19 protein-coding genes are annotated in these 25,166 nt (G+C 70.6%); 9 read left to right on the forward strand and 10 right to left on the reverse strand.

Annotation, left to right across the window (positions count from 1 at the left end):
* Window positions 1-5 precede the first annotated feature (5 nt).
* Window positions 6-755, reverse strand: coding sequence for an OmpA family protein (locus E8A74_RS24440; protein WP_136931472.1), 750 nt, complete (start codon window positions 753-755; stop codon window positions 6-8).
* Between the two features lie 117 nt (window positions 756-872).
* Between E8A74_RS24440 and E8A74_RS24445 the strand changes: the two genes are divergently transcribed.
* From E8A74_RS24445 to E8A74_RS24455, 3 genes are read left to right on the forward strand one after another with little or no spacing between them, the layout of a single operon-like run.
* Entirely contained in the window at window positions 873-1,277 is a 405-nt protein-coding gene (locus E8A74_RS24445) for a hypothetical protein (protein ID WP_211365437.1), read from the forward strand.
* Window positions 1,278-1,299: 22 nt separating this feature from the next.
* Window positions 1,300-2,142: an ATP-dependent sacrificial sulfur transferase LarE gene (larE, locus tag E8A74_RS24450; protein WP_136931473.1), complete on the forward strand. Its 843-nt coding sequence runs from the start codon at window positions 1,300-1,302 to the stop codon at window positions 2,140-2,142.
* Between the two features lie 20 nt (window positions 2,143-2,162).
* Window positions 2,163-3,086, forward strand: coding sequence for an MBL fold metallo-hydrolase (locus E8A74_RS24455; protein ID WP_136931474.1), 924 nt, complete (start codon window positions 2,163-2,165; stop codon window positions 3,084-3,086).
* A 69-nt stretch (window positions 3,087-3,155) separates the two neighbouring features.
* On the opposite strand, the gene E8A74_RS24460 is transcribed toward E8A74_RS24455, so the two are convergent.
* The 3 genes from E8A74_RS24460 to E8A74_RS24470 all read right to left on the reverse strand — a co-directional run bounded on the left by E8A74_RS24460 (window position 3,156) and on the right by E8A74_RS24470 (window position 8,354).
* Window positions 3,156-3,707, reverse strand: a complete 552-nt coding sequence (locus E8A74_RS24460; protein WP_136931475.1) for a Spy/CpxP family protein refolding chaperone — start codon at window positions 3,705-3,707, stop codon at window positions 3,156-3,158.
* A 155-nt stretch (window positions 3,708-3,862) separates the two neighbouring features.
* On the reverse strand, window positions 3,863-4,579 hold the full coding sequence (locus E8A74_RS24465; RefSeq protein ID WP_136931476.1) for a LamG domain-containing protein: 717 nt from the start codon (window positions 4,577-4,579) through the stop codon (window positions 3,863-3,865).
* Window positions 4,580-4,751: 172 nt separating this feature from the next.
* The gene (locus E8A74_RS24470; RefSeq protein ID WP_136931477.1) at window positions 4,752-8,354 is read right to left on the reverse strand and encodes an FG-GAP repeat domain-containing protein; all 3,603 of its coding nucleotides are present in this window, start codon (window positions 8,352-8,354) and stop codon (window positions 4,752-4,754) included.
* Window positions 8,355-8,517: 163 nt separating this feature from the next.
* Between E8A74_RS24470 and E8A74_RS24475 the strand changes: the two genes are divergently transcribed.
* Complete coding sequence (locus E8A74_RS24475) at window positions 8,518-9,516, forward strand: DNA polymerase III subunit (protein ID WP_136931478.1); 999 nt, start codon at window positions 8,518-8,520, stop codon at window positions 9,514-9,516.
* Here the strand turns inward: E8A74_RS24475 and E8A74_RS24480 are convergent, their stop codons facing one another.
* Together E8A74_RS24480 and E8A74_RS24485 are read right to left on the reverse strand one after the other, a co-directional pair.
* Window positions 9,517-10,143 carry a hypothetical protein gene (locus tag E8A74_RS24480; protein WP_136931479.1) on the reverse strand — a complete coding sequence of 209 codons (627 nt, stop codon included), beginning with the start codon at window positions 10,141-10,143 and terminating at the stop codon, window positions 9,517-9,519. It abuts the gene before it with no gap.
* Window positions 10,140-10,826 (reverse strand): thiamine phosphate synthase, encoded by a 687-nt coding sequence (locus E8A74_RS24485; protein WP_136931480.1) that lies wholly within the window; start codon window positions 10,824-10,826, stop codon window positions 10,140-10,142. The genes E8A74_RS24480 and E8A74_RS24485 overlap by 4 nt, the downstream gene beginning before the upstream one ends.
* 84 nt (window positions 10,827-10,910) lie before the next feature.
* On the opposite strand from E8A74_RS24485, the gene E8A74_RS24490 reads away from it, so the two are divergent.
* Window positions 10,911-12,125 (forward strand): hypothetical protein, encoded by a 1,215-nt coding sequence (locus E8A74_RS24490; RefSeq protein ID WP_136931481.1) that lies wholly within the window; start codon window positions 10,911-10,913, stop codon window positions 12,123-12,125.
* A 32-nt stretch (window positions 12,126-12,157) separates the two neighbouring features.
* On the opposite strand, the gene E8A74_RS24495 is transcribed toward E8A74_RS24490, so the two are convergent.
* The 4 genes from E8A74_RS24495 to E8A74_RS24510 all read right to left on the reverse strand — a co-directional run bounded on the left by E8A74_RS24495 (window position 12,158) and on the right by E8A74_RS24510 (window position 18,900).
* Window positions 12,158-12,748, reverse strand: a complete 591-nt coding sequence (locus E8A74_RS24495; RefSeq protein ID WP_136931489.1) for a Tll0287-like domain-containing protein — start codon at window positions 12,746-12,748, stop codon at window positions 12,158-12,160.
* A gap of 23 nt (window positions 12,749-12,771) precedes the next feature.
* Complete coding sequence (locus E8A74_RS24500) at window positions 12,772-14,076, reverse strand: cytochrome c3 family protein (RefSeq protein ID WP_136931482.1); 1,305 nt, start codon at window positions 14,074-14,076, stop codon at window positions 12,772-12,774.
* A 15-nt stretch (window positions 14,077-14,091) separates the two neighbouring features.
* Window positions 14,092-17,919 (reverse strand): FAD-dependent oxidoreductase, encoded by a 3,828-nt coding sequence (locus tag E8A74_RS24505; RefSeq protein WP_170229338.1) that lies wholly within the window; start codon window positions 17,917-17,919, stop codon window positions 14,092-14,094.
* Between the two features lie 267 nt (window positions 17,920-18,186).
* Window positions 18,187-18,900, reverse strand: coding sequence for a hypothetical protein (locus E8A74_RS24510; RefSeq protein WP_136931484.1), 714 nt, complete (start codon window positions 18,898-18,900; stop codon window positions 18,187-18,189).
* Between the two features lie 79 nt (window positions 18,901-18,979).
* Between E8A74_RS24510 and E8A74_RS24515 the strand changes: the two genes are divergently transcribed.
* The 4 genes from E8A74_RS24515 to E8A74_RS24530 all read left to right on the forward strand — a co-directional run bounded on the left by E8A74_RS24515 (window position 18,980) and on the right by E8A74_RS24530 (window position 24,285).
* Window positions 18,980-20,866 carry an ATP-binding cassette domain-containing protein gene (locus E8A74_RS24515; RefSeq protein WP_232379722.1) on the forward strand — a complete coding sequence of 629 codons (1,887 nt, stop codon included), beginning with the start codon at window positions 18,980-18,982 and terminating at the stop codon, window positions 20,864-20,866.
* Between the two features lie 169 nt (window positions 20,867-21,035).
* Window positions 21,036-22,433: a sigma 54-interacting transcriptional regulator gene (locus E8A74_RS24520; RefSeq protein WP_232379723.1), complete on the forward strand. Its 1,398-nt coding sequence runs from the start codon at window positions 21,036-21,038 to the stop codon at window positions 22,431-22,433.
* Window positions 22,434-22,687: 254 nt separating this feature from the next.
* Window positions 22,688-23,254 carry a YtfJ family protein gene (locus E8A74_RS24525; RefSeq protein ID WP_170229339.1) on the forward strand — a complete coding sequence of 189 codons (567 nt, stop codon included), beginning with the start codon at window positions 22,688-22,690 and terminating at the stop codon, window positions 23,252-23,254.
* Between the two features lie 41 nt (window positions 23,255-23,295).
* Window positions 23,296-24,285 (forward strand): ABC transporter substrate-binding protein, encoded by a 990-nt coding sequence (locus E8A74_RS24530; RefSeq protein ID WP_136931486.1) that lies wholly within the window; start codon window positions 23,296-23,298, stop codon window positions 24,283-24,285.
* The last annotated feature ends 881 nt before the right edge of the window (window positions 24,286-25,166 follow it).

A 25,166-nucleotide genomic window follows, 5' to 3' on the forward strand; every position in this document is an offset into this window, starting at 1 on the left:
GCGCGCTACTTCTTCTGCTCGGGCTTCTTCTGCGTCGGGTCGAGCGAGATCTGCTTGTCCTGGACCTTCTTCACTTCGTTGCCCGTGGGCTTGAAGTTCAAGGTCGGCACGACCGCGATCACGGGCTTCTTGCGCGCCTCTTCCTCGGCCTTGCGCTCTTCGAGGCTCGGCACGTCGAGCACCATACCGCCGCCTGTCGGGTCCTTGCCGAGGAAGGGCTTGCCGTCGACCTCGGCGACGTGGAACTCGGTGCGGCGGTTCTCCGCGCGGCCCATCTCGAGCTCGTTCGGCGCGATGGGCTTCGTCTCGCCGAACCCGACGGCGAGCAGGCGCAGGTGGTTCACGCCGTTGTCGACGAGCCAGTTGCACACGCTGAGCGCGCGCCGCGCGCTGAGGTCCTGGTTCTTGTCCTCGGCGCCGTTGTCGTCCGTGTGCCCCTCGATCCGCAGGCGCGTGACCTCGGGGTGCTCGTTGACGAACGCGAGCAGCGTCTTCAGGACCTTCTCGGTCTCGCCGAACTTGTGGATCGTGGCGCTGCCGGTCTGGAAGACGATCTTGCCCTCGATGTAGATCTGGCTCTGGCCTTCCTTCGCGGTCCAGGCCTTCTCGGGGTACCAGCGCGGCAGTTGGCTCTTCTGCTCCGCCTTCGGCACGGGCACGGGCGGCAGGCGGTTGTCCGAGCAGCCGACGAGCGCAGCCAAAGCCCCCAGCGTGGCGGCGAGCGCGACGGACCTTCCAAGCGAGGTGCGGTTCATGAGAGGCCCCAAGCGTCACCCATTCCGGCCTTCTCCCGCAAGTAACTCGGTACGAGGCGGGCGCGTCTTGTGTTCCGGCGCCGACTTGGGCACCGTCCGGAGGGCGCGGAGGCTCGTATGGCGCTCGTCGGCAAGCTCGAAGTCACCATCAAGATCAACCGGCTCCCCACCGAGGTGACCACGGACAAGAACGGCTGGAAGGAGTTTCTGGTCGACTTCGGCAAGCGCGGCGCGCGCGTGAGCCTGCGCCCGCGCATGTGGAACCGCCTGGAACAAGCCGCGAACACGCACCCGCACTGGATCGCGGTGATCACCGGCCAGATGGGCGACGACGTGCAAAAAGGCGTCTTCAAGCTGCTCGAACCAAACCTGCAGGTGTTCGAGTACACACCGAAGACGCCCGGAGCCGAGGCCAAACCCGACGCGTCGAAGGCGCCCGACGGCAAGGCGGAGGGGTCCGCGCCGACAGCCGCGCCGGAGAAGGCCGACGAAAAGCAGGCTGCCTCCCCTCCCGGGGAGTGACGGCGTGTTAGATCCTCCTCCCATGGCCCTGGACCCTGCCATCGAGGAGAAGCTCGCTCGCCTGCGCGAGAGGCTCGTCAAGCTCGACTCGGTCCTCGTTTGTTACTCCGGCGGCGTCGACAGCGCGTTCGTGCTCGCGGCCGCCCACGCGGCCCTCGGGCCACGCGCCATCGGCATGACCGCCGTCTCCCCAAGCCTCGCGCCGGGCGAGCACGAGGACGCCGTCGCGGTCGCGGCCGCGATCGGCGCCGATCATCGGCTGGTCGCGTCGAACGAGATCGAGGATGCCGGCTACGTCGCGAACAACCCGGACCGCTGCTTCCACTGCAAGAGCGAACTCTACCGCATCGCGGCGCAGAAGCGGGTCGAGTGGGGGCTCGCGGCGATCCTGAACGGGACGAACGTCGACGATCTCGGCGACTACCGGCCGGGGCTCGAAGCGGCGCGGCTCGCCGAGGTCGTGAGCCCGCTCGTCGAGCTCGGGTTCACGAAGGCCGACGTCCGGGCGGGCGCGTCCGCGCTCGGGTTGCCCATCTGGGACAAGCCCGCGGCCGCCTGCCTTTCGAGCCGCATCCCCTACGGCACGAGCGTGACGCGCGAGCGGCTCGCGCAGATCGGCGGCTTCGAGGGCGCACTGAAGCGGCTCGGCTTCCGCCAGGTGCGCGTGCGTTACCACGGCGAGCTGGCGCGGATCGAGCTCGCGCTCGCGGAGCTCGGGCGCGCGGCGGAGCCGGAGAAACGCGACGCGATCGTCGCGGCGGGCAAGCAGCACGGGTTCAAGTACGTCACGCTCGACCTCGCCGGCTACCGCGTCGGCAGCCACAACGAGGTCCTCGTCGGCAAGAGCCTGCGTATCGTGAGCTAGCGCGAAAAGGAGGAGGTCCCGTGGGTCGATTCGATCACCTCGCCACGCAGCCGCGCCGCGGCCCGGCCGACCTCTTCCGCTGGCGGGTCCTCGATCCGCTGCAAGGCAAGAGGATCAAGGACCCGGGCGGGTTCGTCACGCCGCAGCGTCCGCACGACGTGGACCTCGTGAAGAGCCCGGCGCCGAGCCTGACGTGGATCGGGCACGCGAGCTTTCTGCTCACGCTCGGCAAGAAGAACATCCTCTTCGATCCGGTGCTCGGCGAGCGGATCGGCCCGATCAAGCGGCTCGTGGCGCCGGGCATCGGCTGGCAGGTGTTGCCGCCGATCGATATCGTCGTGATCACCCACAACCACCGGGATCACCTCGACGCGTGGAGCATCGAGCGGCTCGGCGATCGGCCGACGTACGTGGCGCCGCTCGGCAATACACGCTTTTTGAAGGCGGCCGGCGCGTCGGCGAAGATCGTGGAGCTCGATTGGTGGGAGACGACGGGGATCGATTCGCTGGAGATCACGCTCGTGCCGGCGCGGCACTGGTCGATGCATTTGCCCTGGGATCGGAATGACGCGCTCTGGGGCGGGTACGTGATTCGTGGGCCCGAGGGGACGGCGTATCACTCCGGGGATACCGCGTACTGGGATACGTTCGAGGAGATCGGGCGGCGCGCGGGTCCGATCGACTGGGCGATGTTGCCCATTGGCGCGTACGAGCCGCGCTGGTTCATGGAGCCGCAGCACATGGGGCCCGAGGAGGCGGCGTCGGCCGCGAGAATGCTCGGGGCTACGCATTTCGTGGCCATGCATTGGGGGACGTTCAAGCTGACGGACGAGCCGATCGGCGAGCCGCCGGAGCGGGCGCGTGCGGCATGGCAGGCGGAGGGCGGCGCCGAGGAAAAGCTCTGGATCCTCGACGTGGGCGAGACGCGGCACCTCGGGCGTTAGCCGAGGACGAACGCCGTCCGTGAGACGGAAGGAGCGAATGGGGGGCCGGAGCCCCCCACGCGCCGGGATTCAGATGGCGAGCGCGCCGGTTCGCAGCAGATAAGCGAGCTTCTTCCGCTGCTCGGCCGAGAGGAGCGCGTGAATGCGCCCGAGCGCGCGCACCACCGACGCCTGCAGTTGCTCGGCGCTCTTCACCCGATCCGCGCGGATCTGATCGAGCCGCGGTTCATCGAGCTTCTCCCCGAGCACCGCATCGGCGAACGCGCTCGTCGTGCGCCGATGATCCACGGCGGCCTGTGCGCGCTCGATTTTCAGCTCGTCCAGGATCGTCGCGAGCTCCGCGATTTGCCCGTCGTCGAGCTCCAGCCGGTGGGCCAGGAATCGCAGCGGTCGGCGCACGCCGAAGTTGCCGCCGCCCCCTCCGTCGAAGTCGGAGCCGCCGGGCAGGTCGTCGCCGCCCCCGTGCCCCCCGTGCCCCCCGTGTCCCCCATGTCCATGACCGCCGCCTCGTCCGGGGCCGCAGCCCCCTCCGAACCACGCACGACGACCACCGGACCAACCCTCGGGGCCACACGAGCCGCCTCGGCCCGCGTGCCACCACGCCACGAATGCAGGATGCATGTTCACTCCTCCTCGCCGGGGCTCAGCGCGCCCGGCGGGTGTTTCGAGCGCGGGCTTTATGCCTCGCGCCGTGGGAGGAGCTTGTGGCGCGGCGGGGGGGCTGTCAACGCGCGCCGCGCAGGCGCGAACTTCTTAACAGTTCACGGGCAGGAGAATCAGGCCGGGGTGTAGGACACGCTGCGGATGATGACTTCGAGGGGGCTCGTGGCCCCGGCGGGCACCGCCCCGGCGCGCAACCAGAAGTTGATGCGTAGGTTTGTCGAGCGCAACGGCCGCAGCGGGTTGTTGATCACGGTTTGAATCGGCGCGGCTGCGCCCACGAGGGTGCGGCTCGTGAAGGTGGCGCGCTGGCGCGTCCAGACGAGCTGGTGGAACGACGCGCCGCTCCAGGTGGTCGGGACCGGGTAATGCGAGCTCTGCGGCTGCACCGAATGCACGAGCCGCGGGGCGTTCGGGCCCGTGCCCTGGAAGCGCGCCACCTCCACGTCGAGCTCGGTGTTGTTGCCCTCGTTGCTCCAGGTGAAGAAGCCGAGCACTGCCTGGTTGTGGAACGAGCGAATCGGTGTCTCCAGCGTCATCGTGTACGTGCCGTAGCCCACGGCCCGCGTCGAGATGATCTCGGAGCTCCTCCACACGCCGTCGCCGTCCTCGTCCTCGATGAGCATGTGCAGGCGGTTTTGCGCGTCGACGAAGACGTTGTCCCCCGAGAACACGTTCGGGCCGGGGCCGACCGGCACCTCGCCGCTGTCCTTCAGGTTCCATTCGAGTCCAGACCACGGAAAGGCATTCGCCTCGTTCACCGGGATCACCAGCGTCGAAAGCACGAGAGTCGCGGAAACCCCGGTCGAGAGCATGTTCGAGATACGGTTCATGCGAGGGGTCCACTGCCATCGTCGTGCCACGGGGCGGGCAAGGCCGACGCGGGAGTGTCGTGGAATGCGCGGCGAGCCTCGCGCCCGCCTGACGGTCGACTCTCGCTGTTCCACGAATTCGGTTGGGCAGCGCCTGCGCAGCGGCGGGGCGCACGGATGCGAATGCGTTCGGTCAGCAGGGCTCGTTCGAGCTGCGACGCGCGCGACGGAAGAGACCGCCGAGGCCGAGCGCGAGCGCCACCACGAGGGCGGACGCGTCCGGCGTTCGGCCTGAAGCGCCGCATCCGCCGAATGTGGTGGGGCCGGACGGAGGAGCCCCGGCATTCGGATCCGCAGGCAGGATCACGGGCGGATCGACGTGCGTCACGTGGCCTTCGTCATCCACGGACGCATTCACCGAGGCCACCGCCGGGTTGCCCGCGGAGTCGAGGACGGAGATACGCACCACGACATTCTTGCCGAAGAGCGAGGCCGGCGGCGTGACGGAGAGCTCGGCCTTGCCCGCGGGGCCAACGAGGAGGCCTTCCCCGGCGACGAGCGCCTCGTCCTCGGCCGCGCCCGCCTCGTGCATCCGGACGAGCCAATGGTCGAGCGCGAGGTCGTCCGTCGCCTCGAAGGCGACGTGCACGGCCGTGCTCTCGGCCTTCGCGTCGGCGTCGAGCGTCGGGGGCGTGCCGTCCGCGATGACGACGGGCCTCGAAAAGACCTCGGGGCTCACGCCGTTCGGGCCGATCGCGCGAACGGCCACGCGGTACGGGCGCGCGGCGAGCATGCCCGTGAGGTCGATCGACACCGAGGTCCCCGAGCTGGACTTGTGGGCCGGCGACCAGAGGGGCTGCTCGTCCGGACCCACGAGCGCATAGGTGTAGCTCTTCGCCTCGGCGACCGGCGCGAACGCGACCTTCACCGCCTCGCCAAGCTTGACGACGTGGGGCGCCTCGGACGGTCCGTCGTCTGTCTCGCCAAACGCGATCCAGCTCGGCGAGAGGCAGCCGGGGACGTCGATGTGGTGGATGTAGCCGTCCGCGACGCCCACGAGGATCTCGTCCGCGCCGTCGCCGTCGGTGTCGCCCACGACGGGCTCCGCGACCGAGCCGCCGAGGAACTTCGACCAGCGGAGATCGAGCGTGCAGGCGTCGAGGGCATAGAGGTGTCCGTCCGTCGAGCCCGCGAGAATGGCGGGGCCGCCCGGGCCGAGCGAGGCGACGGAGGTCGCGTTCGAGAGGACGCCGGGGCGCTTTCCCGCGGCGATCGCGGCGTCCACGGTGGGGTAGACGCTCCCGCCGGCGAGCGCGCGGGCGCCGAGGAGCGCGCCGGTCGCGCCGTCGAAGGCGCGCAGCGTGGGCGAGAGGACGGCCGGGGTCACGAAGCGCGCCGCATTGCCGCAGACGACGCGCGCGCCTGCCATGCCATTGACCTGCTCGGAGCTCTCCGATTGCCACGCGGTGCCGAGGTCCGCCTGGAGCAGCCGCGGCGAGGACGCGCCCGCCTGGAGCAAGAGCTCGGGCCCGGGCCCGCCCTGGAACGAGGCGAGCATGGGGAGCGAATACCACATGGAATTGCCGGGCGTCGTCTTGACGAGGCCCGTGGCGGCGTCGCGCGCGTTCAGGCCGTCGTTCATCGAATACCACGCGTCCGTGCCGTCGCCGTCGAGGTCACCGACGCTCGAGCCGAAGAAGCCGCCGAAGGGCAAGGGTGCGCCCTGCCAAACGAGGGTCTTGGAGGCGAAATCGACCGCGGACTGGACGATCTGCACGCCCTCGATGCGCCAGTCGATGCCGACGCGCGGCGCGCTCGCGCCCTGCACGCGGAGCGGCAAAGGCGTGCCGTGCGGCGCGCCGGGGCCGAGGTCGACGGCGCCGAGGGAGGCGCCATTCTGCGAGCGGCGCGCCACGAGGGCGCTGCCTTCCACGCCGACGACGGCCATGCCGAGCGTGTCGAGGTCCACGATGCTCGCCGCTTGCATGCCGGGCTGGATGAAGCGCGGCAGCGGCGGGACGATGAGCGAGGCGGCGCGCGCATCGCCGACGTAGAGGCCGAGCGGCGAGCCTGGCAGGACCACGAACGGCCCGAGGTCGTCGCTCCCGACGAGCGGCCCGCCCACGGCGCCCGAGCTCGGCTGCATGCCGCCGCCGACGAGCGAGCCTGTCGCCTGCCCGCCCCAAACCACGATGCCGTTCGTCCCTTGCAACGTTTGTCCGAGCACCACGATCGTGCCCGCGGTCGTGCCGACGGCGACCTGCGGATAAGGGCGCGTGGAGAAATCGGCGCCGAAGACGCCCGTGACGTCGCCGATGAGCGGCGTATGCTCGCCGATCTTCTTCGGGCCGGCCGCGTCGAACGTGAACGCCTGGATGTCCCGGAAGGTGTGCGGGTTCTCCAGGGACGCATAGGGCAGCTCGGATTTCGGCCGCCCGACGAGCAACGCCGCGGTTTGTCCAGGCCGCGGAAGCACGCCGAGGCGGCGATCGAGCGGGCCCCGTTGGCTGCGCGCGGGGTCGGGCATCGAATGGGCGCGCACGTCCGGGATCGGGCCGGCCAGGGTCGCGAGGGCATTGCCGTCGAAATGGTGGACGGAGAGGCCCGCGGCGGTCGCGACGACGAGCTCCGCGCCGGCCGAAGCGCCGAGATCGGCCGCGCCCTCGAAGCGCGCCCCCGGGAGCACGGCGGCCGTCGTGCCCGCCGCGCCCTTCAGGATCTCCGTGGTGAACGGGGACGCGGGGGACGCGCGGTGCGAAAAGACGAGTTCGTCGACGCCGTCGCCGTCGAGGTCCTTTGCGACGTCGGCGAGCGTGACCATTTCGGCGTCGTAACCGGCGGTCTTTCGCTCGAAGAGGAGCGTCCCGGCCTTCGTCTGCGGGTCGATCTTGAACACCGTGAACCCCGGCGGGCCGACCTTCGCCGCGACCTGGCCGTACGGCTGCACGACGACGAGCTCCTTGCCGGGCAAACCGTCGATCTCGGCCGCGAGCACGTACGCCTGCGAAAAAGGTTTGTCCTGCGCGCCGCCCGGCAAGACGAGCGTGGTCACGGTCTGGCCGTCCTTGCCGCGCACGATCACGATCTCCGCCGGCGAGGTGAGCACGACCTCGGGCAAACCGTCGTCGTCGAGGTCGAGGATCGTGTCCGTGCCGCTGTGCGAGGGCGGCGGCGATGCATTCGCCGGGCGCATCCACAGCGCGCTCGCCGCGCCGAATCCGCCGGCGAACGAGAATGCGCCGGCCGTCATCGTGCCGGGCGTCGCGCAGCTCGAGCATTCGTCGATGTAGACGTCGGGCAAACCATTGCCGTCGAGATCGGTCACGCGGACGGACGCAGGCGAGCGGAACTCGCCGAGGGGCGAGCTCCAGAGGACCTGGCCCGTCGCGCCGTCGAGGACGTGGGCGCGCGTCTCGGTGCGGACCACGACCTCGCTCTTGCCATCCCCGTCGAGATCGGCAAAGGCCTCGACCACGCCGACGCCGAGGATGTCGCTCTTCCACAACGTCGCCTGCGAGACGCCGTGCTTGGCGACGAAGCGCCCGCCGACGGCGGCGACGAACTGCGAAGGATTCCCGAGGCCGAAGCGCGCGACGCGGCCCGTCGGGCGGCCGCCCATGTACGCGCGCCACGTGACGACGGGCTCGACCACGGGCACGGCTCCCCCCGAGGCCCCGGTGCGCGCCGCGTCGTGGCGCGCGACGGTCCAGGTGTCTGCATGGGCGAGGCCGGGCGAAAGCCCCCCCGCGAGTACCACGAGCGCACCGAGCAAAGCAGCACGAGACGATCCGCGCATGACTCCTCCCTTCGGAATCCTCATCGTTGGCGGATCTTGGTTGTTCTTTGGGCCCTCCACATTCAACGATCCGGGAAAGGAGAGAATCCGAAGAGGGTGCCCCTGCCCGCGTCGCGTGAGCGCGCACTTCAACGCGGCGTGGCTCCGTGCTAGGCAGTCCCGCGTGCCGTTTTCGCGCATCCTCGGTCAGGACGAGGCCATCCGGACCCTCGTGCAGGCCCTCGAGAGCGGGCGCGTCCACCACGCCTACCGCTTCGAGGGGCCCGACGGCGTGGGCAAAGAGATGGCCGCCTTCGCGCTTGCGCAGGCGCTCGTGTGCACCGGCGGCGACAAGCTCGGCTGCGGGCGATGCGACGCCTGCCACCGCGCCGTGACGCTCGGGGCCGAGCGCCCGGAGGTGCCGAAGCACCCGGACGTGATCCTCGTCGAGAAAGGCCTCTACCCGCCGGCGACGCTCGACAAGAAGACCGAGGAGGTGCAGGGCATCTCGGTCGAACAAGTGCGGCGCATCGTGCTGCCCCACGCGTCGTACCCGCCCCACGAGGGACGCGCGCGGCTCTTCATCATCCGCCGGGCCGAGGAGATCACGACCGCGGCCGCGAACGCGCTCTTGAAGACGCTGGAGGAGCCGCGGCAAGGCACGCACTTCGTGCTGCTCACGTCGCGGCCGGATCGCATGCTCGACACGATCCGATCGCGCACGCTGAAGATCCGCTTCGGGCCGCTCTCGGACGCCGTGCTGCACAAGATCCTGGAGGCGAAGGGGATGCCCGCGGGCCAGCAGGAGCTCGCGATCGAGCTCGCCGCAGGAAGCGCGGCAGCGGCGCTCGATCTCGCGGACGCCGAGCGGACGGCGGCGCGCGACGAGTTCGTCACGTCGATGCTCTCGGCCGTGGCAGCGCCGGACCTCGGGCCGGCCGTGGCGCTCGCGGAGTCGCTCGATACGAAGAACAAGGATCGGCTGCGCGACGATCTGCGCGCCCTCGGCGCGGCGCTCGCCCGATCGTCGCGCACCCGCGCGGCGCGGGACCCGCGCGCGGCCGTGATCGACGCACGGCGCTACGAGTTCGTGCTCCGCACGATCGGCTACCTGGAGCGCAACGCCTCGCCGAACCTGTCGATCATCCAGCTCGTGTCCGAGCTGCGCGACGCGATGCCCTGATCAGCCTTCGGCGTCGCCGCGGCCCATGCGGTCGTACTCGCCCTCGTCGAGGCGGCGACCGGCCCACGCGAGCGTCTTGCCTTCGCTCGTGACGACGATCGCGACCTCGCGGCCGCCGGCTTCGTACACGGCGAGCAGGCCCGACGCGCCGACCGTGGGCGCGCCCTGGCCAAAGCGCTCGAACGTCACGGGCAAGCGGCTCCTGCGTTGCATCGCCATGCCCCGGATCTCCAGCGTCCCAGGTGGCTCGGGCGGCGTGTCCACGACCTCGGGGCTGAGCCAGAGGAGCGCGCGCGCGTCGGCGGGGACGAGCGCCACGGCGTGATGCGCGAGGCCCTCCGGCGCCACGAAGATCACCGCGGCGAGCGCCTGCTCCCGCGCCACGATCGCGCCCGCAAGCCAGCGCTCGTCGCCCTCCGCGGAGACGACGTCGCCGAGCGCGAGCGCGAGCCCCGCGAGCGGATCGGCGGGCGGGGGCGCCTTCAAGGCGCGAGGCTTCTTCTTTTCATCGAGCGCCTTGGTCTCGTCCGGCCCGAACGCCTCGCGCGCGCTCTCGCGGCGACGGCTCGCGAGGTAGCCGAGGGACGCGGCCACGGCGGCCGTGACGGCGATGGCGACGAGGCTCATGGATGCTCCGTTCGGGGCGTCGCGCCGAGGATCGCCTCGTGCAGCGTGCGCGCGCGGCCCGTCGTCTCCGCGAGCCCCGCGTCGCCGCTCGCGATCGGGAGGAGCGCGCCGATGACCGCCGCGGCGTCGACGACCGCGCCGACCGCGGCCGCGTTCTCCAGGGTGATCCCGCCGATCGCCACGAGCGGGCGTGTATACCCGAGCGACCGCGCGTGCTCTGCGAGGGCCGCGAGGCGCGGGAGGCCGATCGGCGGCTCGGCGTCGTCTTTGTTTTGTGTCCCAAAGACCGGCCCGATCCCGAGGTAGTCCGCGCCCTCGGCGACGCCTGCGTCGATCTGCGCCTCGTCGTACGTCGAGAGGCCGACCGCGAACGACCCTCCCGTCCGCGCCACGAGCGCACGGATGAGCGGCACGGGCAGATCCGTTTGACCTACATGGATCCCCGGGCAACCCGTGAGCAGCGCGAGGTCGGGCCGATCATTCGCGTAGAGCGGGACACCGGCGCGCGCGGCGAGCTTCGTGAGCTCGGCGAGGAGCGCGAGCGTCCGCCGCACGCCCGAGGTTTTGTCGCGGAGCTGGAGCGCGGCGGGGCCGGCGGCGAGCACCGCCTCGGCGAAGGCGACGACGTCGATTCCGCGCCGGTCGAGCGCGGCGGTGTCCACGATGGCGTACAGACCTCGCATGCGGGCGCTCATTTGTACGCTAAGGTTGACGCCCTCGGAAGGAAAGCGGAAAGCCGCCTCTCGACCGACTCCGGAGCTCCCGTGATGCGATCCTCGCGCGCTTCCCTCCTCGCCTCGTTGTTCTGCCTTTCGAGCCTCGTCTCACCGAGCGCCCATGCCGCGCCGCCCGCCAAGGCGACGAAGGCCCAGAAAGCGCCCGAGCCGCCGCCGCTCCCGCCCGCGCAAGCGCGCCTCTGGATCGTCGCGCCGACGATGACCGGGCCGTGGACGATGCGGATCGACAACGAGGGCACGGTGCCGCTGCGCGTGCCCGCCGACCCGCGGCTGCTCCGGTTCGAGATCGAGGTGGAAGGCGAGAAAAAGCCCACGTCGTGCGAGCTGCCGAAGTCGCTCCGGCCTTCGAGCTTCCCCGAGAGCCGCGCGCTCCTGCTCGGCCCGGGGCAGTCGTACGTCGAGCCCTTCGATCCGCGGCTCTTCTGCTTCGGCAAGGCCGCAGCGGCGCTCCGGCCGGGCGTCACCTTGCACGCGCGCTTCGGCTGGGATCCGCCGAAAAAAGGCACGAAAAAGCCGCCCGAGCCGCCCTTCGCCGCCGAGAGCACCGAGCGCGAGCCGACCATCACGCCCGCGCCGGAGCTCCTCGCGCCCGCGATCGTGCTCGGCGAGAGCCCGCCTCCGCCGCCGCCGGCCGCGAACGCGAACGGGGCAAAGCCTTCGGACGGCAAGCCGGCCGCGCCTGCGCCGGTCGTCGACGAGCGCGCCGGGAGGCTCGAAATCTCGGCCGATGCGTTCAAGGACGTGGCCGCGCCGAACGGGGTCTCGCTGACGGTGACCGCGAAAAACGCGGGTCTCCGGCCGATCTTCGTGGCGCTCCGGCCGTGGATGTTCTCGTTCCGTATCGACGGGCCTTACGGGCACACGAAGAGTTGCCTCGGCGATCCGCCGCGTGGGCTGCCGCCGGACGCGTTCCGGACCTTGAAACCCGGCGCCTCGACCTCGTTCACGATCCTGCTGCACGAGGTCTGCCCGCGCGGCACGTTCCCGCGCCCGGGCCTCTACCGCGTGACCACCACGCTGAACGCCGGCGAGACCACCCAGGGCGCCGAGGCCTACACGGCCGAGGTCTCCACGCAGTCGCCCACGCTCCTCCGGCTCGCGTCCGCGCCCGATCCCTTCTTCGCCGCGCCGCCCAAGGCCCTGCCCCCGCCGCCGCCACAGCCCGCGGACACGTCCTCGTCCCCCGCCCCCGACGCGCCGCCCTCTCCCGAAGCGCCTTCATCACCGGCGCCGGCTGGCGAGTAAAACCCCCCCGCTCGGCCCCCCCGGCCGAGGTGTTACTTGTTCACGGGGATGCGGATCACGAGACCGCCCATGATTTCGCCTTCCTTGAAGTCCTTGCGCGGGCTGTCGGCGTGCTCGTTGTGGCAATTCGCGCACGCGGCGGCGACGGCCTTGTCCGGATAAACCGCGGTGAAATAGGTCTTGTCCGCGATTTTCTCCTCCGTGTAGTAGTTCTTGCCCGGGTTCTCCGCGACGAACTTGAGGCCCGCCTTCTCGGCCTCCGTCTTCGCCTTGTTCTGCTGGTTGATCGGCCACTGCGAGAGGAGCGCATACGAGAAGCTCGAGTTCGTCTTCTGCGCGTGCTCGGCCCCCATGCGCAGCATCTGCGCCGGCAACGGGAGCGTCTTCTCCTCCTTGAACCGCTCCGTCGCCTTGATCGCGTTCTCCTTCACGAGGCGATCGACGACCTGGCCCGCGTACGTCGCGCGATCGGCCGCGATGACGGCGTAGAGCGCGTCCGCCATCTGCTGCGGCTGGATGCCCGCCGCCGCGCCGCCGCCACCCTGACCACCGCACCCAAACGCCGTCACGCCGGCGAGGGCCACGGCACCGCACACCATCGCGCCCGCCTTCGAGTGTCCCATCTTCACGTCGTCCTTCTCCTTGCTCAGCGCTTCCCCTGCGCTGCGCGTTTCTCGACCATGTCCACGCTCGCCACGTGTTTCTTCGGGCGACCGGCGAAGTTGTGCCGGACGAGCTCCGGGTCCGCGACCGCGTCGAGCGAGAAGCCCACGCCGTGGCAGCTCGTGCAGACGTTGCGGACCATCTTCTCGCTCGGCCTCAAGTTGTCGTTCTGGTTGTGCTGCACCACGACAGCCGCGCTGCTCGACGACTTCTCTCGTGGCATGTGGCACGTTGCACACGATACACCCGTCCCGGGCGAAGCCGTGCGGTTTATCTCGGCCTCCCACAGCTTGAAGTGCGGCGACCGCTGGTACGACCGGCTGTGTTCGTCGTCGTGGCACCCGAGGCACGAGTCCACGGCCGCTTTTCGGGCGTTCACCGAGTGCCCGCCGTGACAGCTCTCACAGCCGACCTCGAGCTCCTTGGCCTCGGCCCGCATCGGCAAACGCGCGAGCCCGGGGCTCATCGGGCCGAGGCCCGCGGCGACGCGCATTCCGTGCTTCCCCAGGCCAAACCCCTTGTTTTGTTCCGTGTGGCAGCCCGCGCAGATCGTCAGCATGGGCTTGTTCACCCACTCCCCCTGCGTTCCGCTGTGACAACCCGAGCAGTTGATGCCCACGCGCGCGTGCGCCGACTCCTCCCACTCCGAGACGAGCGCCGCCGAGAACGCCACCGTGCGCGGCGCGTCCTGATTGCTCGCGGCGAGCGACTTCGGCCCCTTCGCGACCATCGCGACCCCACGCGGCAAGACCTTCGCCGACGCGAGCACGACAGGCTCGCCGAGGTGCTTCTTCAGGTAATCTTCCCAGAGCGCGCGGTTGTCGTGGTAGTTGTGGCAGCCCGCGTCGCTGCACGTGGTAAACGACATCCCGGCGTGGCTCGGCCGCTCGGTGCCGACGTCGGCGTGGCACGTGACGCAGAAATCCACGGGCATCGTGTGCCCCTCGCGGTGCGTCCCCTCGGGCCAGTGCTCGACGTGGCACGTGACGCAGCGGCGCGCGTCGATCTTTTCGAGGTTCCCGGCGTTGCGCGGGTCGTTGAACTTCGACGCGGGGTGCGAGTCGGCCGCGGTGCGCTGTTCGCCATGGCAATTCGTGCAAGCGTCGTCTTTGACGCCGCCGAACGGCGTGTGGCAGGACGCACACGCCATTTCGATTTGATGGTGCCCGTGCGAGGTCTGGTCCGGCAAATAAAGCGTCTGGTCCGGTGAAGTGAGCCGGAACGCCCCAAAGCCACCCACGAGCCCCGTGAGCAGGAGCCAGGCCAATATCGAGGTACGCGTGCTCATCAGCAGGCCCGCCTCTCAGTAGTAGTACACGGCAAGCACATGGAGGGCGACGAGGATCGGTAGCGGCCAGGTCAGGAAAAGGTGAACGGAGGTTGCCCGCAAACGGCGGTTGCGCGCCGCGAGCGGGCTCCACCGGGAGCTCACCGCGAAGACGCCCCCCGCGAGCGCGCCGAGGAGCACCACGGCGAGGAAGTCGATCGCCAGGACGAGGTTCACCCGGGTCCCCGCGGAGAGGCCCGTGTGCAGGAAAAACAGGAGCAGGGTCGCCGCGCCGAGGACGGCGTGGACCGTGCGCCACACGGGCACGTCCGCGGACCGGAACCGCCTCCACCGCTTGCGCAGCGAGACCCCGAGGCTCGCCACGGCCAGCACGACGAGCGCGTAGCCGGTCACCTGCTTCGTGACGCCCGGACGCAGGAGCGCGTCCAGGAGGAAGCCCGTCCGGACGGAGCGGGGGGGAGCGAGGGAGGGGGCGAGGGCCAGCACCAGGACCCAGGATAAAGCCACGGCCGACGCAACGAGGAGAATCTTGCGACCGCGCTCCGGCGGAGCCTGGATCGGAGCCGCGATCGAGAGGCGCACGGGCGGCACGCTCGGGGTCTGGAGCGCGCCCGGCGGCATGCTGAGGCGCTTCGGCGGCACCCAGCTCCGCCGGGACATCGGCGCCCGATCCACGGGAGGGACGCTCGGCGTGAGGCTCGGCGTGAGCCCGTCGCGCGGGATCGAGAGGCTGTCGGTGATCTCGCCCTCCTCGACGCCCGCGAGGAGGGAGATGCGCGAGTAGCGGGTCGAGGAGCTCTCCCTGCGGTCCTCCGTGTCGATGAGGCCCTCCATCGCCGAGAGCCGCCGCGTGGAGGAAGGCGGCACATCCGAGACCGAGAAGAGGGTGGACTCGATCACGGGCAAGGGGGCGAGCCTCGGCAGCGGCTCGTCGACCGAGAGAATGGCCACGTCCAAGGGCGGGAGGATGACGCCGCTGGAGAGCGGGCGCGACGAGGTCGGCGAGGCAGACGAGGGCGGCAGGGCCCGCGAGGAGGACGGGGCGGCCTGCGAGGAGGGCGGCGGCGGCGCGACGGACACGACGCGCACCGAGCCGGCGGGCGGGGTCGATCGGCGGATCGGGCCCTCGGCGGTCACGCGCGCTGCAAGGCCGAGGACGAGGCCCGTCGCGGGGGTTTGGGGGAGCGCGGGCGGGAGCGCCTCGCCGCCAAGCCCGATGAGCGCGATGCCGGCCGGCGGCGTCGCCGTGCGGACCGGGCTGCGCGGCGTGATCGCGATGCCCGAGGCCGGCGTGAGGGAAGACGCGCGGACCGAGGCAGGTGCTTGGACCTCGAACGAACGCGCTGATCGCGGGACGACCGGCATGCCCGTGGGCGGCGTCGGCGCGGCGTCGCCCCGCGGGGCCGGCTCGAGCGAGAGGCGCGACGAGCGCGGCGCGATCTCGGTCCCCGTCGGCGGGGTCTTCATGGGCTCGCGGGGCGGCACCTCCACGAGCGTCGCGTCCGAGCGCGGCGCGAGGTCGGCGCGGGTGTCGACGAGCGTCGCGTCGGACCGGGGCGCGATCTCGGTGCCGGCCGGAGGCGTCTCGGACGCGAGCGCGACGCCACGACGCGCGACGGGCGCCTCCTCCGGCACCTCTTTCACCTCGAACGAGGAGGCGCGGAAGTTCGCCGCCTGGGGCACATCCACCGACGAAGGCGGCGGGATCGAGGAGCGGAGCGTGCTCGGGGGCGGCAGGTCCACGGCCAAGTGCGTGGCCAGCGACGCGCTACGCATCGACGCGGGCCCCGCGTCAGCGTCGTCCTCGGCCGGCGCGTGGATCATGGGACCTCGTACGGACATCGGCGCCGGCTCGATGTCGGCGTCGTCAAAGGCCGGCGCGGGCGCGAGGGGCGCGAGGGGCGCGGCGTTGCGGGCGCCGAAGCCGTGCGCGATCGGGAGCTCCGGCGGCCGAGCGGTGATGGTGATCGAGAAGCGATGCGAAGGCGGGGCGATGTCGCGGACCGAGGGCGGCGCGAGCTCGATCACCGCGAGGGTCTCGAGCGAGGAGGGCATTTCGTCGCGGCGCGAGCGCGGCGCGTCGCTGTCGAGCGACGACGACGGGACGGTGGCGAGCGACGAGGGAGGCATGACGCTCGTGTGTTGCGACGAGTCGAGCCGCGACGAAGGCGAGAGCTCGCCGCCGCGCCGGCTGCGCGGCCCCTCGCCCCGGCGCGACCGGGGCCCGCCGTCGCCGCGACGGCTGCGCGGCCCCTCGCGCCATGACGCGGGCATCGGCTCGAAGACGCTCACGGGTCCGTCTTGGCCGAGCAGCTCCGAGAGCAGCGGCTTGCACGAGCCGCAGAGCGTGCCCGCGCCCGTCTTCGTCCCGAGCGCCTCGACCGACGAACAGCCGCCCTCGATCGCCAGCGCGAGCGCGCCGCGCGTCACGCGCACGCAGCCGCAGACGATCGCCTCGGCGGGCCAGTCCGCGACGGGCGAGGACTCGGACTTCGGCCACAGGTTGCCCGTGCCGCGGAACCTGCGCATGTCCCAGAACGACAGCGGCAGCGGCGCTTTGAGCAGCTCGCGGATGCGGTCGAGGTTCTCCCACTCGCCCACGGTCACCGCGCCGATGAGCCGTCCGTCGCGGATCACGAGCTTGCGGTAGACGCCGCCTCCGCTCCACACGAGCGCGTTGCCGCCGAGTCGCTGGTCGCCGTCGTGCTCGCCGAGCGCCGCGACGGTCACGCCCATCAGCTTGAGCTTCGCCGAGATGTCGGCGCCTTCGAACTTGCGCTCGGCGCCGAGCAGGTTCGCCGCGAGCACGTCGACCATCTGGTAGCCCGGCAGGACGAGGCCGTAGGTCGTGCCCCGGTGCGACGCGCACTCGCCGACGGCGAAGATCTGCTCGTCGGGATGGCGCGTCTTCCGGTCGATGGCCTGCAGCCGATCGTCGACCACGATCCCGCCGTCGCCGGCCATCTGCAGGCCCGCCACTTTCGCGAGCTCGCCGCGCGGGCGCACGCCGGCCGCGAAGACCACCATGCCCACGAGGAGCGTCTCGCCGTCGTCGAAGTGGAGGCGCAGGCCCATCGGGGGGCCGATCTCGCTGACGACCGCGTCGACCGCGTCCGGCGTCGGGGCCCGGTACGAGGCGGCGGCGCCGTACGCTTCGCCGGGTGGATCGAGCGTGACCTCCTCGATCCGGAGGAGCTTCTTGCCGCAGCGGATCTTCACGCCCATCCGCTCGACCTTGTCGCGCAGGACGGCGCCGCCCTCGGCGTCGAGCTGCCGCGGCATGAGGTACGGCGAGACCTCGACGACGTGCACGTCGAGCTCGAGGTCGAAGACCGCCTTCGCCGCTTCGAGCCCGAGCAGCCCCCCGCCGATGACCGCCGCGCTCTTGATCGGCGCGAAATCACAGGCGTACTCCTCGATGTCGGCGACGTCGTCGAGCGTGCGGTAGACGAAGACGCCCGGCAGGTCGGCGCCCTCGATCGGCGGCACGAACGGGCGCGACCCCGTCGCGAAGACGAGGCGGTTGTACTCGACGCGCAGGCCCGAGCGCGAGCGCACCACGCTCTGCTCGCGATCGACCTCGACGATCGGATCGCCGAGGAAGAGCTCGATCCGGTTTTGCTCGTACCAGTTCGGCGGCGCGAGCGAGAACGTCGAGAGCGGGCGCCCGGCGAAGTATTCCGTGAGGTGGACGCGGTCGTAGGCCGGGAACGACTCCTCGCCGAAGACGAGGATGCGGATCTCGTCGTTCGCGCCGTACTCCACCATTCGCTGGCAGAGCTTCCAGCCGACCATCCCGTTGCCGATGATCACCAGGGTCTGGGACTGGTCGCTCAGGTCCACCGTCGATCTCCGCTCACCCCTCGTACCCTCAGCACATCGCGGCGGCGCTCGGCCCTTATACTCCATCCCGGTATTTCACGGACGGAAGCGAAGGCTCGAAAAGACCCCGCAAGCCGATTGGGCAAGCGATGCGGCCCACGAAAAGGTCCGCATTCCGCACTCCCCTGCCCTGCCCTGCGCCGCGAGGCATCGCGTCAGGCTGGGCTCGCCGCGCCGGTCATGCAAGCCGAACCGCAGCTCGAAAGGCGGAGCACGCTCGGGCGTCAATCAATCGACGGACGGAACCGTGGCGTTCACCCACGTCGCGACGCCCCGCGCGGCCGCGGGCGCCCGGAACGCCGCGGCCGAGAGCTCGCGTTGCATGCAGTTCGCCGCGGCCTCGTAACGCGCCTCGGCGCCGCTCGCGCTGATCGAGGAGGGCACGATGTACCCGTCCACGTCGATTTTGAAACGGAGCACGATTGTGTCGGGCGGTAGGAGCTTGCCCTCGGCGCCGCGGCAGCGCGTGACGAGCGGATAATAGAGCTGCGCCCGCGCGGCGCGCTCGACGGCCGGCGAAGGGATTCCTTCGTGCACGTCGAGGCTCCCCTCCTGGATCTGCATTCGTTTGCCCAGGCGCGGCGCGGACGCGTCGAGCCCGCCGTCGAGGCCTTCCAACGTGCTCTGCGCCTCGTCGCGGACGCCCGTCTCGGTACCGACGAGTGTCCCTCCGTCCGGGCCCGTCGACGTGGCCGAGGCCTTCGGCGCGGCGGCGAGGATCTCCTCGAGCACGCCCGGCACGGGCGCCTTCGCGACGGGCGCGCCGCCTTCCTCAGGCTCGGCGAGCGGCAAGCGCGCGGCGACCTCGGGCGAGAACACGGACGAGGCGGCGCGCGGCGCGGGCACGGGCGCGGGCGCGGGCGCGGGCTCGCTCGTGCACGCGGCGAGGGCGGCGCACCACGCCACCGTCACCACGAGGCCTCCGTTATGCTCTCTTCGCACCACGCGTAGGGTCTACCGAAAGCGCGCCGCTTGCAACGGGCGCCCTTGCTCGGCCGTCTTCGAGTAGCATCCGCGGCCCGTGCGCGATCTCTGGAGGATCCTCCGCGTCGTCCGTCGTTCCTTGCGCGGCGGCCCGCTCGTCGGCTTCGTCCTCGCAGTGGGCCTCGCGTCGCTCGCGGGCGTGATGGCCGGCGTCCTGCCGGGCCTCGTGGGCGTCGCGATCGGCGCGATCCAAGGGCGACCTGCGTCGCCGAGCCCCGGCCTCGCGGGCCTGTTCGCGCGCCTCGTGTCGGGGCAGAGCCCGTGGCTCGTCATCGTGGCGACGCTCGTGGCCGTGACGATCAGCGTCGGCGTCACGATGGCGCAGAGCCGCGCCGGCTCGGAGCTCTCGGCCGAGCTCACGGCCGCGCTCCGCGTGGAGCTCGTGCGCGCGGCGCTCTGGGCCTCGCCGCGCGCGGTGGACGCGGCCGGCGCGCGCGCGCTCGCGCCCAAAGGCGGTCCGCCCGCGCCGCCCGGCGTGAAGGCGCCCGCCGTGCGCGGCTTCGAGGCGGTGAAGCTCGTCATCGCGCGCGACGCGGCGGCCGTGTCGGATTTTGCCGTTGCTGTCATCACGGGCTTGCCGCAGGCGATCGTCACGCTCCTCGTCCTCGCGTTCGAGCTCGCGACGGGCGGCGCGTGGCCCGTGCTCGTGGGCACGGCGCTGCTCTTCGTGCTCTCGCGTGTGCTCTCCGATCGCGCCTCGCGCCGCGTGGGCGAGCGGATGCAGTCGATGCAGCGCTCGGACACCGCGGTCTTCGGCGCGCTCGGCGAGATGCTCGCGGGCACCGAGGAGCTTCGCCTGCTCGGCGCGCGGCCAACGGCGCTCACGGAGGTCACGGACGCGGCGCACCGCGCGGCCGACGCGCGCCGGAGTTTTGCCGCGGCGCTCGCGGCGTCGGGGCAGATCAAGAGCGTGCTCGCGGCGATGTCGCCGCTCGTCCTCCTCGTCGCGCTCCGCCTCTCGGGCCGGACGTACGAGGCCGGCGACATCGCAAAACTCCTGCTCGTCACGCCGCTCCTGCTCGCGCGCTTCGAGGCGCTCGATGGCCTCCGCGCGGGCCTGCTCGAGCGCGCGCCGCTGCTCGCCTCGCTCCGGGATCTGCTCTCCTTGCCGCCGCACCCGCCCGAGCCCGAGAGCCCGCTCCCGCTCGCGGCGATCCCGAACGACGAGGTCGTCCTCGATCACGTCGGCTACCGGCCCGAAGGGGCCCAGGAGGACGTCCTGCACGACGTCTCGCTCCGGATCCCCGCGGGCGCGGTGGTGGCCATCTGCGGCGCTTCGGGCTCGGGCAAGTCCACGCTCGTACGCCTGCTCTTGCGGCTCGACGATCCGACGCGCGGCAAGATCGAGGTCGGCGGCGTCGACCTCACGCGCCTCTCACCGCGCGACCTTTCGCGCCTCTTCGCGGTGCTCGGCCAGGCGTCGGTGCTCTTCGAGCGCAGCGTCGCGGAGAACCTCGCGCTCGGCCTTGCCGATCCGCCGGACGAGGCGGCCATGCGGCGTCTCCTCGCGCGCGTGCGCCTCGACGATCTGGCCGAGGACAAGGGCGGCCGGGGGCTCGGGGCGGTCGTGCGCAAGGTGCCGCCGAACTTCTCGGGCGGGGAGCAACGGCGGCTCCTGCTGGCGCGAATGCTCCTTCGCGACGCGCGCCTGCTCGTGCTCGACGAGCCGGAGGCGGGGCTGCCGGGGGCCACGGCGGAGGAGCTGCTGCGCAGCGTGGTCGAGCTCTCGGCCGGGCGGACGACGATCCTCGTCACGCACGCGCCGCACCTCGTGAAGTCGACGTTCAATGTGGTGCTCGACAAGGGCCGTATTGCGGCGATGGGCACGCACGAGGAGCTCGTGCAGAGCTCGGAGACCTACCGGGCGCTGCTTTCGGAGGGGCAACGAAAGCAAGCGGCGCCGCGCCCCCATTCGCTCCCGTAAGGCGATCGCCAAACAGTCGACAGAATGCTGGCGCACGGAGTTCGCTCTCCGATCTCGTGATTTGACCGGGATGAGACGGAAGCATCCATACTTACGCACGCCGTCAAACGTTTCTTCTGGAACACAAATCCTTGCTTTTCTATAGTCGCCGGCTGTAATCTGACTAAGCGTGAAGGACCAGGTCTCGCTCGAACTTCTCATCGTTACAGCGGACACCACGCGTGTACGTCCGTTGCCGGCAACAGGTCGGCTCGCGATGGGCCGGGGTGAGAACAACCAGGTCGTCCTGCGGGATCCGTCGATATCGAGACGCCATGCCGTGCTCGACCTGGGGCCTCCCCTGCGCATCGAAGACGTGGGAAGTTCGAACGGCCTGCGCGTGTCGCGGTCCGAGGACGCGGACGGGACGGCGCGTATCGTCGAGTACCGCATCCCCCCTCACGAATCGATGGAGCTCGCGCTCGGCGACGGGATTCAGCTCGGCGCCACGCTCGTCGTCGTGCAGCGCGCGGGCGCATCCGAGGACAACCCGGCGTCCTCCCGCGTGATTCGTTCCTACTCCGTGCCCGTGATCCACGACAGCGGGATGCGCAAGCTGTACGAGCTCGTCGAACGGGTCGCGCAGAGCAACATCAACGTGCTCTTGCTCGGGGAGACGGGCGTGGGCAAGGAGGTCATGGCGGAGGCGGTTCATCGGCGCTCGCCGCGGGGACGAGGGCCGCTCGTTTGCCTCAATTGCGCAGCGATCCACGAATCGCTCCTCGAGAGTGAGCTCTTCGGGCACGAGGCGGGCGCGTTCACCGGGGCGACGCGGGCGAAGCCGGGGCTCTTCGAGGTCGCCGCGGGCGGGACGGTGTTCCTCGACGAGGTCGGGGAGCTGCCGGTCTCGGTGCAAGTGAAGCTCTTGCGGGTGCTGGAGGAGCGGAAGGTCTTGCGGGTGGGGGGCATCGAGAAGCGGCCGATCGACGTGCGCTTCATCTCGGCGACGAACCGTGACCTGGAGGGGGAGGCGTCCCGCAACGCATTTCGACAGGATCTGTATTTTCGATTGAACGGCGTGACGATCGAGATTCCGCCGCTGCGAGAGCGGGTCTCGGAGATCGAACCGATGGTGCGGAGCTTCGTGGCGCGCGCGGCCGTGCAGATGAACATGCGGGCGGAGCCGCGGCTGTCGAACGCGGCGCTCGATGTGCTGCTGGGTTATGGGTGGCCGGGGAACATCCGCGAATTGCGCAATGTCATCGAGCGCGCGGTGGTGCTGAGCGCCGGAGAGATGATCCAGCCCGAGCACCTGGGACTGAGCGGGCGGGGAGCTTCCCGGAAGTCGAGCCCGGAGTTCGTGACGATACCGCCGCCGCGGCCATCGAGCCCCGAGCCCGACGGGATCGTATCCATCGCGCCGCTGCGCGTGCCGATGGGAGAGGACGAACGGCAGCGCATCGTGCTGGCGCTGGACGCGTGCGGGGGGAATCAGTCGAAGGCGGCGGAGATGCTGGGCATCTCGCGGCGCACGCTGCTCATGCGGCTGGATCTGTACGGGATTGCCAGGCCACGCAAGGGACGGTGAGGGAGGGGGCGCGCGAGGCCCCCTCCATGGCGATGCGCGACCTTCGGCAAGCGCGTCCCGACGCCGGCGAGCTGGACGAGCAAGGGCCCGAGAGGCGAGCCGGCGGTCCCGATCTCCGTCACGCCCGCCCGCCCGTTCCCCGGCACCACGATTGCGAAATGAATCCGCGGACACGGAGCGACGCGGCATGCCTCCTGTACCCCCAGGTGCTACGCCCCGCGTCCCCCGGACGATCGGGGCGAGGAGGCAACCCCATGAAGCAAGCGTTCGTCCGAAAAATGCGAGTTTTTCCCGCAATCATCGGGACGGCGTTTCTGGTCCTGTTCCTTCTGATCCCCGCGGGCTCGGCGCTCGCCCTGCCGCGCGTGGGCCAGCCGGTGCGGCGGGTGGTCGTCGAGGATCCGGACGGGCGCGTCATGGACCTCGGGTTTCCCCGCCCGAAGCCGACGCTCATCCTCTACGAGGATCGCAAGTCGGCGGCGCAAAACCGGGCGCTGAAGGACGAGCTCAACAAGCTCGCGGACACGAAAGCCGAGGCCAAGCAGATCCAGTTCGTCGCCATCGCCGACACGAGCGATTATCGCGCCTGGCCGCTGCGCGGCTTCGCCGAGCGCAGCGTGCGCAAGAAGGCCGTCGAGGTCGGACAAACCATCTATTGCGACTGGGACGGCGCATTCCGGAAGACGTACGCCCTGCGGCGCGGCGTCAGCAGCGTCGTGCTCGTGGGCAAGGACGGGCGGGTCGAATACGCGGCGGAGGGCAAGCTCGACGCCCCGGCGCGGAGCAAGCTGTTCGCGCTCCTCTGGGCGCAGGTCCGCTGAGGCTTGCAGCGCCTTCGCGACCGTGGGATCAACGTTCTCCCATGAGAACGGCACCTCCCTCCTGCCTGCCTCGCCGCACCTGGCTCCTCCTCTCGCTCGGGCTCCTCACGGCCGCGGCGGGCTGCAAAAGCTCCGCGGAGGGCGGAGGCGCGGGCGCCGGCAAGGTCAAGCTCACGCTGAACTGGGTGGCCGAGCCAGAGTTCGGAGGGTTTTACGCGGCGCGTGACGGCGGCGCGTTCAAGCGCGCCGGGCTCGACGTCGAAATCATGCCCGGCGGCGCGGGCGTGCCCGTCCTACAGATGGTCGCGAATGGGCAAAGCGATTTCGGCGTCGTCGGCGGGGACGAGGTCGTCATCGCCCGCGCGCGCGGCGCCGACGTCGTCCCGATCTTCGCGACGTACCAGACCTTCCCGCAGGCCATCATGGTCCACGCCTCGCGCGACGCAAAGACCATGGCCGACGTCTTCACGGGCGGCACCCTCTCGATCGAGCCGGGCGCCGCGTACAGCGCGTATCTCAAGAAAAAATACGGCTTCGACAAGGTGAAGGTCGTGCCCTACGACGGCGGCATCGCCCGGTTCGTCGTGGACAAGGAGTACGCCCAGCAATGCTTCATCACCTCGGAGCCAATCGCCGCACGGAAGAAGGGCGCGGAGCCGAAGGTCTTTCTCGTCGCCGACGAAGGGTATAACCCCTACGCCACGGTCATCATCACGCGAAAGGCGCTCTGGAAAGAGAACCCGGAGCGCATCAAGGCGTTCGTGCGCGCCGCGCGGGAAGGCTGGCGCGTGTACCTCGACGACCCGGCCCCCGCCAATGCGGTGATGCAAAAGCTCAACACCACGATGGACGCCGAGACGTTCACCGCGGTCGCCGCGGCGCAAAAGACGCTCGTCGAGAACGCGGAGACGAAAAAGCTCGGCATGATGACGCGCGAGCGCTGGGATACGCTCGCCAAGCAGCTCCTCGATCTCGGCATCATCGACAAGCTGCCGCCGCTCGACGACTACCTCGTCGCCATCGACGAGTGATTCTGCGCCCTGCCACGTCGCGCCGCCGGGGCGCTGCCCCGGACCCCGCGAGGGGCTGTCCGCCCCCTCGACCCCGGACCAGCGAGGCGCTGGACCCGGGGTGAAACAACTGCGCGGTGCGCAGTTGTTTCAACAGGCCGGCGAAGAAGTCGGGGGGCCAGTGCCGGCCCGCGGGGCCCGCCGCGAGCGGCCGCTGCTTGTCACGCCGCAAGGAGTTGCCTGACGAAAAGTGTACCTGATGAGGCGCCCGGTCCGTGCAACGGGAGCGCGGGCCCCGCGGACGCGCTTTGCGGGAGGGACAAGGCTCCCGGAAACCGTGAAACGGTCGTTCCCCTTTGTCGGAACGCGCTCCCCCTTGCGGCGGGACGTGTTCCCGGAGCTGGGAACGTCCCCGGGAGCGGATCCCGGCGCGATGCACGATGTGGGAAGAGCCTCGGGGGCGACGTCGCGCTGCGTTCCGACAAAGGGGAAGGCTCCCGGAAACGAGGCGGGGGGCGTCCCGAAAAAGGGAAACGCTCCGGAAAATGGATCCGCGCGTGCTCCGGAAACGCGGAATCGACCTCGGCGCAGAGATGACGTGCGTTCCGACAAAGGGGAATCGGATGGGCAGCAGATCCGGACGCATTGCAAGGGTGTGGAGACGGCTCCGAAGCGGCGCGGCGGTCTCGGTCGGCAACGCCGCGGCTGCTCTTCACCGGGCCTGTTCGATGAACTGCGCATCGCGCAGTTCATCGAGCTTGGGTCCAGCCCCTGGCCTGAGCATTGGTCCCATCTCCGATCGGTACATTCCCCCCCTCTGACGACATTTAGCGAGGGAGATGTTGGATGCAGAGGTGGCCTCGTCGGCGGAAGCGTGGGCACAGGAGGAGTTCGGGCATGCG

It is taken from the genome of Polyangium fumosum (assembly GCF_005144585.1).
In the GTDB taxonomy this organism is placed as follows: domain Bacteria; phylum Myxococcota_A; class Polyangia; order Polyangiales; family Polyangiaceae; genus Polyangium; species Polyangium fumosum.